Raw genomic sequence first — 18071 nt, forward strand, 5'->3', positions numbered from 1 at the left:
TCACTTCTCCTTCTTAGCATGCGCACCATTGACGTTCAATCGCATACTCATTCCTACAAAAGCCGCTATTGCCGCAACTAACACAATGCACGTCATACCCACACCTGTAGCTGACAATACGCTAACAAAATGTTTCCGTTTCGCTACTTGAGAAGACGAATGTGAACCATCATGAATATTTGAATTTGAATTGTTACTAGAATTATTTGCATTATTATGATCAGATTGAGTCTCGTTTCCTTTATCTATAGCTGAGCCGTTATTATGAGACTTATCTGACACATGAGAACTGTTATTTTCAGAGCTTGCATTTTGATTGTTATTATCACTGCTTGAAGAATACGAATCATGATTATCTTGCGTATTATTATGATCAGTATTATCAGTTTTATTGCTATGCTGCTCTTGAATCTTTAATCCACCAGCCAACGACACTGTAAGCTTAGATTCTTGAAGAATTACATTATTAGCATCAGCGCATGTAACAAAAATAAGTTGATTATCATGCTTCTTCACCGCTTGTAAAGCTAAACTGTGAGCACCGCCCCCCAGAGCATTAATTGATGTTACTCCAGATGGAGAGGCAATAAACTTTATTCTCTTATTGTCGATTGTGCCGCCAATCTTATCAGGGCTAATATTAGTTCCTTCGACATCAACCCAAACCTGTGAAGTATTGGATGGAGCATTAATAGTTATAGAACTATCTGCCGCGTAGCACTGTGGAACACAAATAAGCGAAATGCACAACGCTAATACAATAGATGCGCTGCGCATAACTGTTTTACCTATAGAGGTACTTATACAACCTCTTCTTCTATACAAGCAAGATAACATGTATCTCCCCTTTTTCTCTGCAATAAATAACAGTTGACAATCAGCAAAAGATAACTCCATTGCGAAACCCTCAACTATTGGCATAAAACACCGTTTCTATTTTAATATCGCTTCTATATAAATTACGTAATCAAACCAAAGATACGCATAATGTTTTGCATGTTTTCTTATCAGCGCATATAACTAAAATCATATGTAAGAATTTCACTTAAGAGATTGCTTATGCAAAAGCTCAGCTAGTACGAACGTAGTTAAGAGAGATTGATTGACAATAGCACTGAATCAGTGATGCTTTATTTTTGTAAGCGCATTGTTTGAGATGGAGGTTTATGATGAGCAAAGCTAAAAGCTATTTTTGGGGATTTGTTGTTTTCGTTATAATAGCTGGCTTATGCTATTGCGTTCAGCACAATGGATCTTTTAGTGGCGTGCGAAATACTCTTAATATAAAGCCAGATCTTAACGCTATTAGCGAAAAGTGTAATCTGCCAATAAAGCATAGCTATGCTCTTGGTGGAGCTAAAGCAATCGTAAAAATTGGAACAGGCGACGCTTTTGAAAAAGATGCATCATGCGTACTCAACGAGTTTCCGTCCGCTGAAAAAAATCGTAAAAAATTAGAGAATATACTTTACAAAAATGGTAGCCCCTTCGATATGAGTGATGACAATCATATTTTTATTGTTGGTGACCCATGTTCTGTAATAATTTTTCCGACTACTGCTGGCGATGTGATGATTGTTGGAGATGCTAGTAATCTTTCCCACATTGACAACAACTCGCTTATGGCAGGTTTAATGAAAGATGTTTCTTCCAATTACGGTGAGTAGATTTACGTATAAAACGTATAAAACGTATAAAATGTATAAAATGTATGAAACCTACATTTTAGCAAAAGCAATTACAATGCTGCGACTTGGCGAAAGTAGAGATGTTGGCAATGAAAAAAGATAATATTCTACTGTATTATTGCGTATCAACCATTGTACTTATTTGCATGCTGACCACATGGGTTGTGTATGTTCGTTTTGTTGCCGACACTGTACAAAATAGCGGTTTTTCACTGAATCATGTTGCTAGCAGTACCATAAGTGCTATCACAAAACCGCATACTCGCAATACTGACGATATTCTTGCTCAAGCAGGCAAAGAGTACAAGGATGTGCTTGAAAATATTCACAAGTATTCATTCAATGATGCTCCAGAAGGCGATTATACTTACGCCTTATGGGATATTAATGATGACAAAATACCTGATTTATTGGTTACTGATACGTACAAAGTTAAGAAAAATGATTCAGATGATACTCAGGAAGTGTCGTCAACACGAGTTTTTTCATACGATGGGAATAAGCTAGTTGCTCCTAATAATGTTCTCAAAACTCTATTAGGTAGATATGAGCATTCAACACTTTTCTTTTATAGGAATCACAAAGGTTTAGTATTCTATTTTCCGGAAAGTGAAGAGTGGTATAACAATCTTTCTAATAACAATCCTTCTTTTGACTTAGATACTCCATTCAAGTGGAAAGAAGTATCTTATACGCTTAATGGAAACGAACTGAATGATAGTACTACAGTAGTTGATTATCCTATTAAGAAAAATGACAACGATACATGTGAAATGGATAAAGTAGTTGCTCCAGTTTTTATCCCTATAAATGATGCAACTGGTATCAATAAGTTAATCAACTCAAATAAACGTAGCGATAAGCAAAAGGCGTACGATAAGCAAGTTCTTCAATGGCAAGAAAAAGGGTATCAAGTTTATACTGGCACAGTAAAACAGCTTACTCCAGAAGAAGCATACAACTATCCTGGTGCGCCAGTAACATATACTGGTTTTAGTCTTGATGATTTTATACGTATTAACAATAACCCAACTACCACAGTGCTTGCTTTAGATAATCCGCGCTCAGCATCGTCATATTGTAATGGAACTGAGTGCGGATATAGGCCTCCAAGTAATTTGATGAATAGGGTCGTAATAATATTAGATGATGGGTTTATACACAATCCGGATCATGACAAGATTATGAATTATGTTGGGAAGAGAGTTACTTTTGCAACAGATGGAATGTATGATACTGTAAACAATCTTCCATGGGGGCAGCCTGTATTAACTAGTAGCTCATACATAATTCAGGAATTAGATCCTAGCTTAGATGAATACAAATAAGTAATATCAGGCAAGTTTGTGAGATCTGCTACGCGTTAAAATATTTAGTCTGTAATGATTTTTAGAGCGCTGTAGCTAGGGTTTTCGTAATCTGGTTCTAAGGTAAAGCATATTGAAGAAGCCTTTTTAACTGCTATAGTTACGTTCTTTCCTACATAATCTTTCATTTCTCCGGCTTTAGGTTCAACAAAGAAACGTTTGTAAACGTATGTGTCAGGAACTGGCGTACCTTTGCCATCAACTCCAACAGTTATGATGGTTTTGTATGGCATATTTACCGTATAAATAATTTTTGAATCGTTGACAAAATAATAAGAATAATTTTCTAAATCCGCATCCGGCTGTGCTGTTTGCTTTACTTCGTCAATATTCATCTCTTGAACATTGCCGGTAAGAATGGTGTATCCATCATCTCGTAAATCTTGAATATACTTATTGTGTTTCTTCTCTTTTTCACTAAGAGTCATATTATTGATGAGATTGTCAACAGGCTTAAGATTTTTAACATCAACAAACATTGCATCAAGATCGCCTATAGTGCTAGGATCTGCCGAGTTATCTTCAACACTTGAATCTAATGTAAACTTATAATCTTCAGTAAGCTTGTAAGTATCACGACGAACTTTAAGCCCGTCAAATACATGATATACAACTATGCCATTGTGATTATGATCGTACATTAATGTTTCTGAGAATTCGCCATTATGAGACGGTTCTAAATCTTCAATTAACTGCGACTCAACAATTTTTTTGCCATCAAAAGAAAATACTTTAGTAAAACGCGGCTTATCATCATCGTAACCTAATTTTTTCCTTGCAGTTACAATAAGCTCTGGAATCTTATCATTATCCAAATCCCATAAATCGTAGTAATATCCGAAGGAATCTGGAACATTTTTGAACTTGTATTTTCCGTGTAGATTTTCAAGCACGTTTTTATAAGCACGACCTGCTAAAGCAAGAGCATTATCTGACTTATTTGGTTCAACTACAGCTGTTACAGCATTGTTGCTCATAACATGTTTCAGTGAAAAACCACTGTTTTGTACAGTGTCGGCAACAAAGCGAACATACACAACCCATGTGGTGAGCATGCAAATAAGCACAATGGTTGATACGCAATAATACAGTAGAATATTATCTTTTTTCATTGCCAACATCTCTACTTTCTTCGGACTTATGAAGTATATTGCGAATTTGAGATAAGCGTTGAGTGAGCTCGTGCTCGTAGCCACGGTCGTTAGGATGATAGTATTCGCGTCCAACTAGCTCGTCTGGCATATACTGTTGCGATGCTACAGCTCCCGGATAGTCGTGAGCATACTTGTACCCGTCGTGATTGCCCCAACTTTTCATCAAAGCAGTTGGAGCGTTACGCAAATGAAGAGGAACTTGACCAATATTGCCAGCATCAACATCTTGTAAAGCCTGATTAATAGCATTATAGCTTGCGTTTGATTTTGGAGCAGTTGCTACAGCAATCACAGCTTCCGAAAGAATAATGCGCGCTTCTGGCATGCCGATTAAAGCAACAGCTTGAGCTGCTGCAACAGTTACTTGCAAAATTTGTGGAGCCGCCATACCAACTTCTTCGGCAGCAGCAATCATAATTCGCCTTGCAATAAAACGCGGGTCTTCACCAGCGCGAAGCATGCGCGCTAAATAATGCAAAGAAGCGTCAACATCACTTCCGCGCATCGACTTAATAAAAGCAGAAATCACATCGTAATGATCGTCGCCATCTTTGTCGTAGCGAACTGTAGTAGTATCCATTACGTTAGAAACAATATCAGCAGTAATTACAGGCTTCTTTTTGCCATGCTGTAACGCGGAATCTCCTGTTATTGCTCCTGCTGCAGCTTCTAAAATAGTAAGGGTTTTACGAGCGTCTCCCCCGCTTAAACGAATAATTGAATCTATTGCGTCGTTATCGATTTTAAGCTGATTGTTGAGCCCATTTTCGCTAGTTACTGCACGCTCAATAAGTGTATGCAAATCTTCCACACTCAGCGACTCAAGTTTAACAACCACAGATCTACTTAAAAGCGGCTTAATAATTGAAAAACTTGGATTTTCGGTAGTCGCACCAATAAACGTTACATCGCGATTTTCAACACTTGGAAGCAAAGCATCCTGCTGAGATTTAGAAAAACGATGAACTTCGTCAATAAAAAGAACTGTTTCTTGACCTTTACTCACTAAACGCTCATGTGCTCGATCAAGCACTGCGCGAACGTCCTTAACTCCAGAAGTTACAGCAGAAAGCTCTTCAAACACGCGTCCAGATTGGCGAGCAACAATATAAGCAAGCGTAGTCTTGCCAACTCCCGGAGGGCCAAACAGCACAACAGAGCTTGGAGCAGTAAGAGAACCTTTCGATTGCGGATTTGCAAGCCTGCGCAAAGGCGAACCATCTTTTAACGCATGAGACTGCCCTAGCACGTCTTCAATGCTGCTCGGACGCATACGCACAGCTAACGGACGCGTTACATCGACCGGCGCACTACTTGCCGCAAATAAATCCTGCTCCATACATATCAGCCTACCACATAAATAGAACAAACGTTCGATTTATGTTTTTGTATTTTGCTAGCATATTCCTAAAATTACACGTGCGAAACTTGATAATCGAAGAACACTACTTCGCCTTCGTCTTGCGTTGCATCCAAATCAACAACGCCAGTAATAGCCCAATTATGATCCCCGTCTGAATCATCGATAATCTGCCGAACTTTCCACGAATGCTCACTTTTTTCAAGCGAATCATCCAAAATAAATAAGTCGCCACTTCGAGCCTTAGCGTCGATGCCAACATACTCGTGCTCGTCGTAATAGTCGTCAAGCACATCATTCCACTCATGAACGCCATAACCCCAAGTTTTGTCAAGTTCGCCAAGAGTTGAAGCATCTTCCAAATCCATAAGTTGCACGCGACGGAACATAGCATTCCTAATCAACACAATAAGTCCACGACGATCCTCAACTACAGACTCGGAAGTTCCAGGAGCAGCCATAGTTACAGCATTAGCTTCTGCGTCCGAACCGCCTGCACTCTCCCACTCGTCAACAAGACTTGAATCAATAGAGCGCACAACAAGACGAAGCCACGAAATAATATCACGTAATTCTTCGTTAAGCATATCTTCTGGCACAGTTCGAGCAAGTGAACGGTAAGCGTCAGAAAGGTAACGAAGAAGCGTTCCCTCACTTCTAGCAATGCCATAACGTGAAATATATCCAGTAAAATCGGATGCTGTTTCAACCATGTCTCGAAGCACAGATTTAGGCTTAATCCAGTAGTCGTTTGCCCACGGCACGTCTTTACGATATTGCGCAAAAGCAGGAGCTAGCAAATCTTCAAGAGGCTTAGGGTAGCTAACTTCAGCTAAGCGTTCCATGCGCTCCTCGTAGTCGACACCATCATCCTTCATACCAGACATCGCAGCATCACGAGCCTTGCGCTCCTGCGCACGAAGCACAGGCTTAGGGTCATCCAAAGTCGCTTCAACCATAGAAATTACGTCAAGCGCATAGCTTTGAGATTCTGGGTCTAGAAGTTCCAAAGCAGCAAGCAAGAACGGAGAAAGCGGCTGATCTAGCGCAAAACCTTCTGGCATAGCAACATCAAGATCATAATCACAAGAACCATCCGAAAGCTCTCTGCATTCAATGACTTGAGTATCGAGCAAAGTTTGGAAAATATCATCACAACGCTCAAGCAATTTTTCTTTATCTTGCGGCCTTTGTGCACTATCTTCAATAAGTTTTTCAACGCGTGCTCTAGCATCTCCACCTTGTGTAACTTCGTTCAAAATCATTGAATGCGTTACAACCATGTGTGGGTTCAAAGTTTCCGGAGCGCTTTCAATAAGCTTAGTAAACGTTGGCTCGCCCCAAACTACAAAACCTTCTGGAGCCTTCTTACGCTTAACTTTTTTAAGCTTTTTAGGATCGTTCCCGGCTTTCGCAACAGCGCGCGCATTCTCAATCTCGAATTCTGGAGCCTCTGCAACCACTAGACCTTCGGTATCAAATCCCATTCTTCCTGCGCGGCCTGCAATTTGGTGAAACTCGCGAGCGCGAAGTTTGCGACTACGATTTCCGTCAAATTTCGTGAGGGCTGTAAGCACAACCGAGTGAATTGGCACGTTAATACCAACGCCGAGCGTGTCAGTTCCACAAATAACTGGTAGCAGCCCTTGTTGCGCAAGCTGTTCGACGAGTCTGCGGTAGCGTGGAAGCATGCCAGCATGATGCACGCCAACACCAGTGCGCAGGAGTCTTTGCAAAATTTTGCCGAAGCCTGTAGTAAATTTAGTGCCTTTAATGGCTTGAGCTATTTTGTCTCGCTGATCTTTGCTTGAAACTCCTGTACTTGCGAGCGCTTGTGCGGTTTCAAGAGCTGCGTCTTGAGAAAAATGAACTACGTAGATTGGCGTTAGACCCTTGTTGAATAAGAGTTCTACGGTTGTGGCAAGCGGCTTATCCGTGTACTCGTATTCCAACGGAATTGGTCTTGGCGCATCTGCAATAATATCAACACTTCTTTTTGTTGATTTTTCTAAGCGTTCCGCAATATCCGTTACGTCTCCAAGAGTTGCGCTCATAAGTAAGAATTGCGTATTTGGAAGTGTAAGTAACGGAACTTGCCAAGCCCATCCGCGCTCTGGGTCACCATAGTAGTGAAATTCGTCCATTGCAACGCAATCAACTTCAGCATTCGCGCCTTCACGTAACGCTTGGTTTGCTAAGATTTCCGCAGTGCAGCAGATTATTGGAGCATCCGCATTAATATGCGAGTCTCCAGTAATCATACCAACGTTGTCTCGCCCGAAAATTGCAACTAAATCGAAGAATTTTTCGGATACGAGCGCTTTAATTGGTGCAGTATAGTAGGAGCGTCTGCCTGTGGCGAGCGCTGCAAAATGCATGCCGAGCGCAACAAGAGATTTCCCGGAACCTGTTGGAGTGTTTAAAATAACGTGGTCTCCTGCAAGCAAATCCATAATGGATTCTTCTTGATGCGGCCACAAATCTACATGCTTGTTATCTGTAACCCAATCAACAAATGCTTGAAAAATCTCGTCTTCAGCAGCATGATGTAAATCACGAGCTAACTCACCCAAACCAGCCATACACGCTCCTATTTTACTTTATTTGCGCTTTACTTACGCTTCTTCTTATCGCGTACTTTTACGGAGATTTGAATAGGAGTTCCCTCGAATCCAAACTCTTCGCGAAGCGAACGCTCAATAAAGCGACGGTATCCGTGCTCTAAAAAGCCGGTTGTAAATATTACGAAACGCGGAGGTTTAGTTGATGCTTGAGTAGCAAACAAGATTCGCGCTTGCTTTCCGCCTCGCAAAGGATGCGGATGAGCAGACTGAATACGCCCTAGGAAAGCATTGAGCTTACCTGTAGGAATGCGCTTATCCCAACTGTCTAAAGCTGTTCGCATAGCGCGAGCAAGACGATTCGTATGCCATCCTGTTTTTGCAGAAAGATTGACGCGCTCAGCCCAAGTTACGCGCTCAAACTCCGTCTTCCACAAGCGTTCCATACGCTGCCTGGAGAATTCGTCCATTAAATCCCACTTGTTAAACACAAGTACGATTGCGCGACCAGCATCAACTGCTTGGCTCATAACTTTCAAATCCTGCTCCGCAATAGGCTGGGAAGAATCGAAAAGAATCAAAGCAAGTTCAGAACGCTCAATCGCAGCTTGCGTGCGAAGTGAAGAATAATATTCAGCACCCGTCAACTTGTGTTGTCTGCGCTTAATACCAGCAGTGTCAATAAACAGCCAATCTTCACCGTCAACTCGCACAACCTCATCAACAGGGTCACGAGTAGTACCAGCTAGGTCGTTTACAACAGAACGTTCCTCGTGAGCCAAATGGTTCAAAAGCGAAGATTTACCAACGTTCGGTCGACCAACTAAAGCAACTCTGCGAAGTCCATCTGGAGTTAAGAAGCCCGAAGTTTTATTCGCTTTCTTCAAAGAATTGAGCGCTGCATCAAGCAAGTCTCCCACGCCTCTACCGTGCATTGCGGAAATTCCGTAAGGCTCACCCATACCGAGCTTCCAAAACTCTGCAGTCAAATACTCGCTTCTAGCATCGTCAACCTTGTTAACTGCTAACGTAATAGGCTTTCCTGCAGCGCGAAGCATGGAAACAATACGCTCGTCGGTAGCTGTTAAACCAACCTGGCCGTCTACTAGGAAAATCACAGCATCGCTTAAACGCACTGCCACTTGCGCTTGTTGAGCAATAGAAGAATCAATACCTTCTACGTCAGCTTCCCAGCCGCCCGTATCAACCAGCTTAAAGTTGGTTCCAGCCCACTCAGCATCGTAACTTACTCGATCCCTCGTGACACCCGGAGTATCTTCTACAACAGCCACACGATGACCTAAAATACGGTTTACCAGCGTTGATTTTCCAACGTTTGGTCTACCAATTACAGCGATTACACCAACTGCTTTAGAATCTTTCGCATCGTCTTGACTTACTACGTCACCGCGAAGAAGCGCACGGTCTTCATCGTCAAGATCGTAACCTTCAAGGTTTGCAGCGTAACGGTCGTACTCATCCTGCTCAATCGCAGCATCAACCATTTCAACAAGCGCATCGAGCGTCTGCTCAAAAGTTAAATCAGAATTATCGAGCGTTGTAACACCGTCTGCAGCTTGAAGAAAACTTGTTACCCTCGCATCTTTAGCGTCACGAGCGCGAATATCGTCTTCCTCAGATTCATTATTTTTAGATTGATTATTTTGCAAATTTTCTTGCGCAATATCTTGCTTGTTTCTGCGAGCTTGACGCACTTCTTCGCGTGCAGTAAGAAGCACACGAACTTGCGCATGAGGAGCTACAACAGTAGTAATATCGCGACCTTCTGCAACTATGCCTTCACCTTGAGAGAAAGAATCTTCAGCTGACTGTGCAGCAATATACGCACGTTGTGCAGCAATAAGCATGCGGCGAACTGCAGGAATCGAAGAAACCGTAGACACGTGCGAAGAAACTTCGCTGGAACGTAACTCTTCGCTAATATCCTCGCCGTCGATTACCACTACAGGATTTTTTGGATCAACACTAAAAGTTACGTGATCTTCAGTAAACAGGGCGCCAACAGATTCAACAATTTGGTTAAAACGCTCACTATCCGCATCGTTTACAGGCTGACCTTCATCATCTAAAGAAAGCTGAGTGCTTAAGTCAATGCCTTTTTGCATGCACCACCAAGCAGCAGCTCGATACATAGCCCCAGTATCCAAATATGCAAAACCGTAGTATTGCGCTAAAGCGCGAGAAGTAGAAGACTTGCCTACTCCTGCTGGTCCATCAATTGCTACGCAAATCACAGGCCAACCTCCTTAGAAAGCGAGCGCACTTCTGTTGGGGAAAGCACGCGATATGATCCAGCTTTTAAGTCCCCCAATTTAATAGGACCAATTTGCGTACGCACAAGACGCCTTACAGGGTATCCTACAGCACCAAAAATTCTGCGCACAATACGATTTTTGCCAGAATGCAACACAACCTTTACCATAGTTGTGTCGTGATTTTGGTCGATTATTGCACAACGGTCGAGCTTAATCCAACCATCTTCAAGATTTACACCTTGCGAAACCAAGCGGCGGCAAACCATGCCGTTGATTTTACCTTCGACAGTTGCAATATACGTTTTTTCAACCTCATACTTTGGATGCATAACATGCTGGCTTAGCTCACCATCGTTGGTCATTAAAATAAGACCTTCAGAATCATAATCCAAGCGACCCATGTGGAAAATTCGCTCATACTTGTCACCAACAATATCCCTTAAAGTAAAACGACCTTTAGGATCGTCCATAGCGCTAAGCACGCGCTTAGGCTTATGCAATGCGAGCGTTACGAGCTTTGTGTTGAACTTTACTCGCGAACCGTCAACGCGCACTTTTTGGCGTTTTGGATCTACGCGAGTACCAAGTGTTGTAACCAATTCGTCGTCTACTTCAACACGCCCATCGAGAATAATCTCCTCACATTTGCGTCTTGAACCAAATCCCGCTTCAGCAAGCAGCTTCTGCAGTCGAATGGCGTTGTTGTCATCTGAATGCGCCTGATTGGCGCGGGAATATGCGTTTGGCATCGTTCTCCCAACGTGACCTCGTGAATTATTCAGAACTTTGTAACGCAATTGCAATTTTTTGCGCACAAAATCGAAAATTCATTATTACTTACCGTGTATCTCGTGTGGTTATTTGTACAATTTGTAATAAATCAGAAAATTACCACGTTTTTCTATGCTACCGTATGGCATAGCCGTGCTACTATAGCAGAGGTTTTATCCTGTTGCAATAACCAATACGCAACACAATTTATAGTAAGGAATAGTATGACTCATACTCCATCATCTTGTACAAAAAATCAGCTTCAAACGCCACTCGTTGTTCGTTTTGCAACTGAATTTATTGCTACAGCATTAGCAATGTTCGTTATTTACACGTTCTCTTCACTTGCTACCGCTATGTATGGCATTAATTTGCTCATGATTGCAATTGGTACCGGTATTACGTATGCTGCAGCAATCAGTATTGCTGCTAAAATTTCTGGCGGACATCTTAATCCTGCAGTAACAGTTGCTTCTATGCTTACTGGGCGTACTTCGTACTTAGCAGGTCTTGGATATATTATTGCACAGATTCTTGGCGCATTGGCAGCCGCTGGCGTATTTATCGTCGTATTGCCACAAACAAAAATGGTGAAAGACGTTAATTGGTTTGCTTCAGTAGTAAACGGATTTGAAAACGCTTCTATTTCCGCAAATCAGTTGAAGAGCGTAAACGCATCCTTCGGCGTTATTACTGCGTTACTTGTTGAAGTTATTGCAGTAGTGCTAATCGTTGCTACCGCAATGAGCCACACTGATGACAATGGCGCCACTCACTGTGATTATGCTACTCACATGGGTCTTGCCTACGCAGCTGGAACATTAATAACCTACCAGATTACTGGTTCCGGTTTGAATCCTGCACGTTCTACTGGTATTGCTGTACTTGCTAATTCGCGCGAATTAGAAGTTAAGCCATTAACGCAACTGTGGGTTTTCTGGATTGCTCCGATTTTTGCCGCCGCTCTTGTTGGGTTTGTTATACTGCTCGCAAAATTGCTCGCCACTTCTGCCAAGCAAATCGCAGCAACAGATGACACTACTCATACACCAGCTGCAGCTTCAACAACTCCAGCAGCAGTTATTGATCAAACTGAATTCAACCAAGCCAATCCTGAACAAACTGAGTCCTATCAGTATGAGAACACTCAGCAAACTGTCGACACAAGCTTGAATGCTGCTAACAACAACACAATGGCATAAGTTAATTACGCTACAGTAATAATACTGATGCATACGTTATGAGCAAACCAATACCCAACGCAATACTTACAAAAGAATCAAAGCTCACTGAGCGAACTTTCCAAGGACTGCGTTGACGCATGCTTATGCGTATAACACCCAGAAGTATAGCCGTCACAGAAATAATAACTGTGGCGGCTTTTATATACCCCCAAAATGCTAAAACAGCAGATACGCATACTATAAAAGCTATAATCCACTCAGCGTAAGGCTTACCCTCACGTTTTTCTGATACATAAGGATGCTCTATTGTATGAGGTTCAATATGCTGTTCAGTCTTAGTCATACTTGTATCATACCTGCTTCTCGATAAGAAAACATAAGTTGTTTTAGTCACTCATATAAAAATGTGACGTTTGAGTATTTCAAACGCCACATCCGTAGTATTCATTGACTTATTTATGAATGGTAGTGGAAGAAGTTTTAGTGGAAGAAGTGACGAGTGCCAGTTACATACATCGTTACACCAGCCTCACGAGCAGCTTCAAACACTTCTTCATCACGAATAGAACCACCCGGCTGAACGATTGCACTCACTCCAGCTTCAATAAGAATCTGCGGACCGTCAGCAAATGGGAAGAACGCATCAGAAGCTGCCACCGCTCCGCGAGCACGCTCAGCACCATCAGCCAAAGTGTTAGCGCGTTCAACAGCCAAATGGCAGGAATCTACACGATTAACCTGGCCCATACCAATACCAACCGTAGCATTGTCATGCGCAAGTAGAATTGCGTTAGACTTTACGCAACGAAGCGAACGCCAAGCAAATTGTAAGTCACGCAAAGTGCTATCATCTGCAGGATCTCCAGAAACCAACGTCCAATTTTCTGGATTGTCACCAAAAGCATCAATCTTATCTGCCGACTGCACTAAAGCACCACCGTCAATAGGATGCACTTGCAAATCTAAAACAGGCGGAGTTGCAACCTTCAAAATACGAAGATTCTTCTTCTTTGTGCGAAGCAATTCCAAGGCTTCTGGCTCATAATCAGGAGCCACAATAACCTCGGTGAAAATTGGTCGCACGCTTTCTGCCATTTCCAAAGTCACTGTAGTGTTTGCAGCAATTACACCACCGTAAGCGCTCACAGGATCGCAAGCATGCGCTTTTTTGTGCGCTTCTACAGCAGTTGCTCCAATAGCTAAGCCACAAGGATTATTATGCTTGCAAACAGCAACAGCAATTTGCGGCGCAAAATCCCATACAGCACGCCAAGCAGCATCAGCATCCACATAATTGTTGTAGCTCATAGGCTTACCACCGAGCAGCTCAGCCTGAGCTAAACCACCCTTATGCAAAGGATCCAGATACAATCCAGCCTGCTGGTGAGGATTCTCACCATATCGAAGCGCATGTTCTAAACGCCACGTACGCGTGTAATCTGCTGGAAGAACAAGAGTATCGTTCGCCGAGTCACTAGAATTCTCGGATTCTTGCTGTTTTTGAACAGCAAAAGTTTCAGGCTTTTGCCAAACTGTTGTAGTCCACTGAGAAATAGCAGCATCATAAGCTGCAGTATGCTCAAACGCTTTTGCTGCAAGATATTCGCGCTCTTGCAAGCTAAACCCTTCGCCCGAAGCAATACGATCAGCTAAAAGCTGGTAATCTGCAGGATCAGTAATAACAGCAACAGACTTATGATTCTTCGCAGCAGCACGAATCATGGAAGGTCCGCCAATATCAATTTTTTCGATAATAGCATCCTGCTCAGCACCACTCATCACTGTGTCCACAAATGGATACAGGTTCACTACTACAGCATCAAACGGCTTAATATGAAGCTTTTCAAGCTGCTGAACATGATCAGTATTATTCATATCCGCTAAGATTCCAGCATGAATATGCGGATCCAGTGTTTTCACTCTACCGTCGAGACTTTCTGGGAATCCAGTTACACTAGAAACTTCAGTAACATGCACACCAAGTTCCGCTAGTTTAGCAGCTGTAGAACCTGTTGAAACCACTTCAGTTCCAGCTTGAATAAATGATTGTGCTAATATTTCAAGTCCTTCTTTATGAAAAACTGAAACAAGCACTCGGCGAATTGACCTTTCCCCTGTGGTTATCAGCACATTTGCGTCTGGTTGTTGGCTCTGTGTCTGTTGCACGGTGGTCTTCCTTCCTAAATAGCAGTGAGGAATTATTTTCTTTTCGTCTTTGATGAAGCAGTCCTAGGATAAGCTTTTTTCAAAGACAAAGGTGGTTGTTGTTCACTGTTTTGAGTAGGCATGTTTACTTGGGAGCTTGCGTTTGAAGTTGCAATACGCGCAGCTCTATCAGTGAACGCTGGTTGATAAGTATGTGATTGTTGATTATGAGAAGATTGTGACGATGTAGTTTTTCGTAAGTTTGTCACACGATGCAACTCAGCAGACTGAACTGTGCGCGGCTGATTTGTGCGATTATCCCTTGTAACAGTACTACTACTAACACGAGCTTCACTATGGTGTGTTTGCAAAGGCTGCGTGCCAGGAAGTAACGTAATAAGTTTCTTCACTGCATGAGCGCACTGATTTACACTACTGCTTGCAGCACTCACTGCTGAATGCGATGCTGATGCTACAGCACCTAACGTTTTACTCATCTGCGTATGAAGTTTGTTAACTGCTGCGCTTATTGGTTGCTTTACTGTAGTAGGCTTACTTTCTGTAGTAGCCATACTTTCTGTAGTAAGCCTACTTTTATGAGTATGATTCAAACGTTCCGTATGATTTTCACTATTATCTTCCTGATCAGCAGTGACAGGTTGATTATTGTTCTCATGCGAAATATTATCATGCTTCTTATTATCGCTGTTGCTAGCAGATACTTCGGTAGAATGTACGCTGCGCAGTGGCTGATTATGAGACGTAGTCTTACGAGTAACGTTTGATTCCTTCGTATTATCAGTATTGTCTTTTACAGCAGTTTTAGTAACAGTTTTAGTAGCTTCTTGAATAGCGCTTGTACCAGTTGTACGAGTAGCGTCTTGAATAGCGCTTGTAACAGCATCCTTTGTAACATTTTTCGCGGTAGTTGCTGCAGCAGTCGTTTCAACAGTTTTAATCGCATCATCACTAGCAGTTTTTGCGCTATCCTTATGCTGCTGCCCATCACTGTGAGAAACACGATGATGCGTCAGCAAGCTTAAGCAATATCGAACACCACAAATCAACAAACTGATTACAAGAGCTAATACCCACGAAACTATGACAGCATAAAGAGTAAGATGACCAACAGCTCGCGTACTTTCAACAACATCGACGCCAACAACAGCAAGTCGATACTCGCCTAGCGAACCATTTGCGCAAGCAAAAATAATCGTACCAACCACCGTAATAAAAGCAGCAACGCCAATACTAACAATTGCTGCTTGCACAACAGCAATTATAAACGCTTTTCTTTCTGTTTTATTATTAATGTTGATTACACCCAATCCGCAGCCACGTTTATGCAATATTACAATAAGCATTATTACGCAGCACACTACTGGGATAATTCCATAACACACAGCACGATATGTAGCATCACTGATAGCATCTGGGAATATACCAAAAACTGGCACTGGTGGTAAATGCTTATATTGTGCAGCAGACAGTGTGAAATATGCTACCTTGCCAATGCTAAAACCTGCGCCACAAATCCACGACAACGCCCAAATTGCTACATTAGGCAGCCATATGAAACAGGCAAGAGTCGTAAGAATACGTGAACCATTTTGCATGCCTAAGGTAATAAAGAAAGAATGAACAGAACCAATATGCGTGCAAGACCAAACTACAACAGTAGCTACCGCAACTAGCGCGTACGACGCAAAAACAATTACTGCAGCACGTTTGGCAACACAAATAATTTTTTGCACACGTACAGAACACACTTGCTTATAACGCTGCTTGGTTACTGTCCAAAATTCGCTACTAGGGAACACAGCAAGCAGTAATGCCAATATGTACACGCATGCAGTTTTACCAGCAATAACAACAATTGAATCTACCAAAGTTACATGCGTATTTTGAGCAAGTACTACATGAGTAGCAACCCACACTATAAGACCAGTAATATATGCTAAGCTGCCGCCTTTAATCCTACGGATAAGCCCCACAAGTACAGCTATAAACAATAATGTGAGACCTAAAGGAATAATCGTTACAACACAATTACCAAAAGTAAGACCAACCCCCTGAGCGAACATGAATACAGCCCAAGTCATAGACATAGCAGAATCAGAAAGACTGCCTGCACCCTCTTCTATAGAAATAACAAGTAATGTGAGGGATAAAAAAAGACCAATAGTTAACGAAAATACAAAAATCGCAATTAAAGGAGTTATTACGCCTTTAGATACACTCAGTAAGGATGACTTAAGTTTTTCAACCACAGCTTCTCCTTTCATGGCTTTCTAAAAGTATAATAACGTATTGTACTTCAGTAGATTAAGTACAATACTCGTATGCATGCTCTTATGCTGGCATGGTTATTAAACTACTGCAAGGGTAATCACATAAATCTTTCATACCGTTAATACCAGTAAGTTCAACAACAAAGCTAAAACCTGCAACTATTCCTTGCGCACGATCAATAATACGAGCTGCTGCTCTTGCAGTACCACCGGTTGCAATAAGATCATCAACAATAAGCACACGCTGACCAGGTTTAATCGCGTCACGCTCAATTTCAATACTCGCTTGACCATATTCAAGCATATAAGACTCAGTGATAACAGGAGGCGGCAACTTACCAGCCTTACGAACAGCAAGGAAACCTTTACCCATACGTGCAGCCATTAAAGGTCCAAACAAAAAGCCACGAGCTTCAAGACCTGCAATCACATCAATAGAATCCATTGATACTGGCAATGCATCAATTAATGCGTCAATCAGTATGCGCGAACCTTGAGCATCAGCAAATATAGGAAGAAAATCGCGGAATGTAATATGAGGGTTTGGAAAGCCTGGAACAGTACGAATCAGCGAAGCAAGATAAGCAGCATCTTCGTCACTTACTGTTTTCAACGTTTTTACTACAATATCCGTCGTTGTCATAATCCTAACGTTCTTTTCTTCACAGATGTGTATTTAAGAATATGTAAAGAAACATGTTACATACTCTCGTAGCACAGGAGGCACTTACTGCGCCTCCATGCCACGAATAATTATTCAATTATCAAAAGCTACAGCGCGCAGAATTAATTTTCCGTTGATTGCGTAGATTCAGAGGTAGAATCTTCACGAACTTCAGCACTGGCACTGGCTTCAGCGCTATCAGTAACTTCAGAATTATCAGCATGCTCAGTATTTTCAGCTGCTTGTGCAGCTTCTGCTTCCTCGTCGCTAATAAATGCCGGTCGCGTATATACTCTATTTACTGCACGGAATGACACACGCAGCAAGCTACCTTCAGAATCAATAACGATCTCTTCATACTGGGTATCGACGCTTACAATCTTGCCAATAATACCGCCGATAGTAATAACCTCAGTACCTGGTTCCAAAGATTCATGGAAGGAACGCATTTCAGATTGACGCTTCTTTGCATTGCGAGTCTGGAACCACATCATGCCAACCATAACTACAATAAGCGCAATAAGCATCCCATACTGCTGGAAAAATTGAGGCACAATAAACTCCTTAAGTGTCCAATTGTAAGACGGATGAACTACCGTCCGAAAGAATT

14 protein-coding genes are annotated in these 18071 nt (G+C 42.0%); 3 read left to right on the plus strand and 11 right to left on the minus strand.

Annotation, left to right across the window (positions count from 1 at the left end; translation table 11 throughout):
• Complete coding sequence (locus HXT28_RS02950) at positions 1-777, minus strand: hypothetical protein (protein ID WP_422113646.1); 777 nt, start codon at positions 775-777, stop codon at positions 1-3.
• A gap of 389 nt (positions 778-1166) precedes the next feature.
• Between HXT28_RS02950 and HXT28_RS02955 the strand changes: the two genes are divergently transcribed.
• A complete protein-coding gene (locus tag HXT28_RS02955; RefSeq protein ID WP_422113647.1) occupies positions 1167-1667 on the plus strand; it encodes a hypothetical protein in 501 nt (166 codons plus the stop codon).
• A 110-nt stretch (positions 1668-1777) separates the two neighbouring features.
• Positions 1778-3016 carry a hypothetical protein gene (locus tag HXT28_RS02960; RefSeq protein WP_422113648.1) on the plus strand — a complete coding sequence of 413 codons (1239 nt, stop codon included), beginning with the start codon at positions 1778-1780 and terminating at the stop codon, positions 3014-3016.
• Positions 3017-3060: 44 nt separating this feature from the next.
• Here HXT28_RS02960 and HXT28_RS02965 read toward each other — a convergent pair whose 3' ends face one another.
• The 5 genes from HXT28_RS02965 to HXT28_RS02985 form a co-directional block, all read right to left on the minus strand.
• The gene (locus HXT28_RS02965; protein ID WP_032818720.1) at positions 3061-4167 is read right to left on the minus strand and encodes a hypothetical protein; all 1107 of its coding nucleotides are present in this window, start codon (positions 4165-4167) and stop codon (positions 3061-3063) included.
• Positions 4154-5548 (minus strand): replication-associated recombination protein A, encoded by a 1395-nt coding sequence (locus HXT28_RS02970; RefSeq protein ID WP_064347382.1) that lies wholly within the window; start codon positions 5546-5548, stop codon positions 4154-4156. The genes HXT28_RS02965 and HXT28_RS02970 overlap by 14 nt, the downstream gene beginning before the upstream one ends.
• 74 nt (positions 5549-5622) lie before the next feature.
• A complete protein-coding gene (locus HXT28_RS02975; protein WP_422113649.1) occupies positions 5623-8151 on the minus strand; it encodes a DEAD/DEAH box helicase in 2529 nt (842 codons plus the stop codon).
• Positions 8152-8180: 29 nt separating this feature from the next.
• Positions 8181-10385: a bifunctional cytidylate kinase/GTPase Der gene (gene der, locus HXT28_RS02980; RefSeq protein WP_422113650.1), complete on the minus strand. Its 2205-nt coding sequence runs from the start codon at positions 10383-10385 to the stop codon at positions 8181-8183.
• Positions 10382-11155 (minus strand): pseudouridine synthase, encoded by a 774-nt coding sequence (locus HXT28_RS02985; RefSeq protein ID WP_016636659.1) that lies wholly within the window; start codon positions 11153-11155, stop codon positions 10382-10384. The genes der and HXT28_RS02985 overlap by 4 nt, the downstream gene beginning before the upstream one ends.
• 246 nt (positions 11156-11401) lie before the next feature.
• On the opposite strand from HXT28_RS02985, the gene HXT28_RS02990 reads away from it, so the two are divergent.
• Positions 11402-12379 (plus strand): MIP/aquaporin family protein, encoded by a 978-nt coding sequence (locus HXT28_RS02990; RefSeq protein ID WP_422113651.1) that lies wholly within the window; start codon positions 11402-11404, stop codon positions 12377-12379.
• Positions 12380-12389: 10 nt separating this feature from the next.
• Here HXT28_RS02990 and HXT28_RS02995 read toward each other — a convergent pair whose 3' ends face one another.
• The 5 genes from HXT28_RS02995 to yajC all read right to left on the minus strand — a co-directional run bounded on the left by HXT28_RS02995 (position 12390) and on the right by yajC (position 18015).
• Positions 12390-12704 (minus strand): hypothetical protein, encoded by a 315-nt coding sequence (locus HXT28_RS02995; RefSeq protein WP_016636661.1) that lies wholly within the window; start codon positions 12702-12704, stop codon positions 12390-12392.
• A gap of 137 nt (positions 12705-12841) precedes the next feature.
• Positions 12842-14527: a bifunctional phosphoribosylaminoimidazolecarboxamide formyltransferase/IMP cyclohydrolase gene (purH, locus tag HXT28_RS03000; RefSeq protein WP_422113652.1), complete on the minus strand. Its 1686-nt coding sequence runs from the start codon at positions 14525-14527 to the stop codon at positions 12842-12844.
• Positions 14528-14559: 32 nt separating this feature from the next.
• A complete protein-coding gene (locus HXT28_RS03005) occupies positions 14560-16776 on the minus strand; it encodes a DUF6350 family protein (RefSeq protein ID WP_230469600.1) in 2217 nt (738 codons plus the stop codon).
• An 82-nt stretch (positions 16777-16858) separates the two neighbouring features.
• Positions 16859-17440, minus strand: a complete 582-nt coding sequence (locus HXT28_RS03010; RefSeq protein WP_016636664.1) for an adenine phosphoribosyltransferase — start codon at positions 17438-17440, stop codon at positions 16859-16861.
• A 143-nt stretch (positions 17441-17583) separates the two neighbouring features.
• Positions 17584-18015 (minus strand): preprotein translocase subunit YajC, encoded by a 432-nt coding sequence (yajC, locus tag HXT28_RS03015; protein ID WP_422113653.1) that lies wholly within the window; start codon positions 18013-18015, stop codon positions 17584-17586.
• Positions 18016-18071: the final 56 nt, after the last annotated feature.

The organism is Gardnerella washingtoni (assembly GCF_049262705.1).
Taxonomy (GTDB): Bacteria; Actinomycetota; Actinomycetes; order Actinomycetales; family Bifidobacteriaceae; genus Bifidobacterium; species Bifidobacterium vaginale_D.

Excerpts from the sequence above, each read along its gene's own strand:
- HXT28_RS02950 (WP_422113646.1), bottom strand. The coding sequence starts at position 777 with ATGCGCAGCGCATCTATTGTATTAGCGTTGTGCATTTCGCTTATTTGT.
- HXT28_RS02955 (WP_422113647.1), top strand. The coding sequence starts at position 1,167 with ATGATGAGCAAAGCTAAAAGCTATTTTTGGGGATTTGTTGTTTTCGTT.
- HXT28_RS02960 (WP_422113648.1), top strand. The coding sequence starts at position 1,778 with ATGAAAAAAGATAATATTCTACTGTATTATTGCGTATCAACCATTGTA.
- HXT28_RS02965 (WP_032818720.1), bottom strand. The coding sequence starts at position 4,167 with ATGAAAAAAGATAATATTCTACTGTATTATTGCGTATCAACCATTGTG.
- HXT28_RS02970 (WP_064347382.1), bottom strand. The coding sequence starts at position 5,548 with ATGGAGCAGGATTTATTTGCGGCAAGTAGTGCGCCGGTCGATGTAACG.
- HXT28_RS02975 (WP_422113649.1), bottom strand. The coding sequence starts at position 8,151 with ATGGCTGGTTTGGGTGAGTTAGCTCGTGATTTACATCATGCTGCTGAA.
- HXT28_RS02985 (WP_016636659.1), bottom strand. The coding sequence starts at position 11,155 with ATGCCAAACGCATATTCCCGCGCCAATCAGGCGCATTCAGATGACAAC.
- HXT28_RS02990 (WP_422113651.1), top strand. The coding sequence starts at position 11,402 with ATGACTCATACTCCATCATCTTGTACAAAAAATCAGCTTCAAACGCCA.
- HXT28_RS02995 (WP_016636661.1), bottom strand. The coding sequence starts at position 12,704 with ATGACTAAGACTGAACAGCATATTGAACCTCATACAATAGAGCATCCT.
- HXT28_RS03010 (WP_016636664.1), bottom strand. The coding sequence starts at position 17,440 with ATGACAACGACGGATATTGTAGTAAAAACGTTGAAAACAGTAAGTGAC.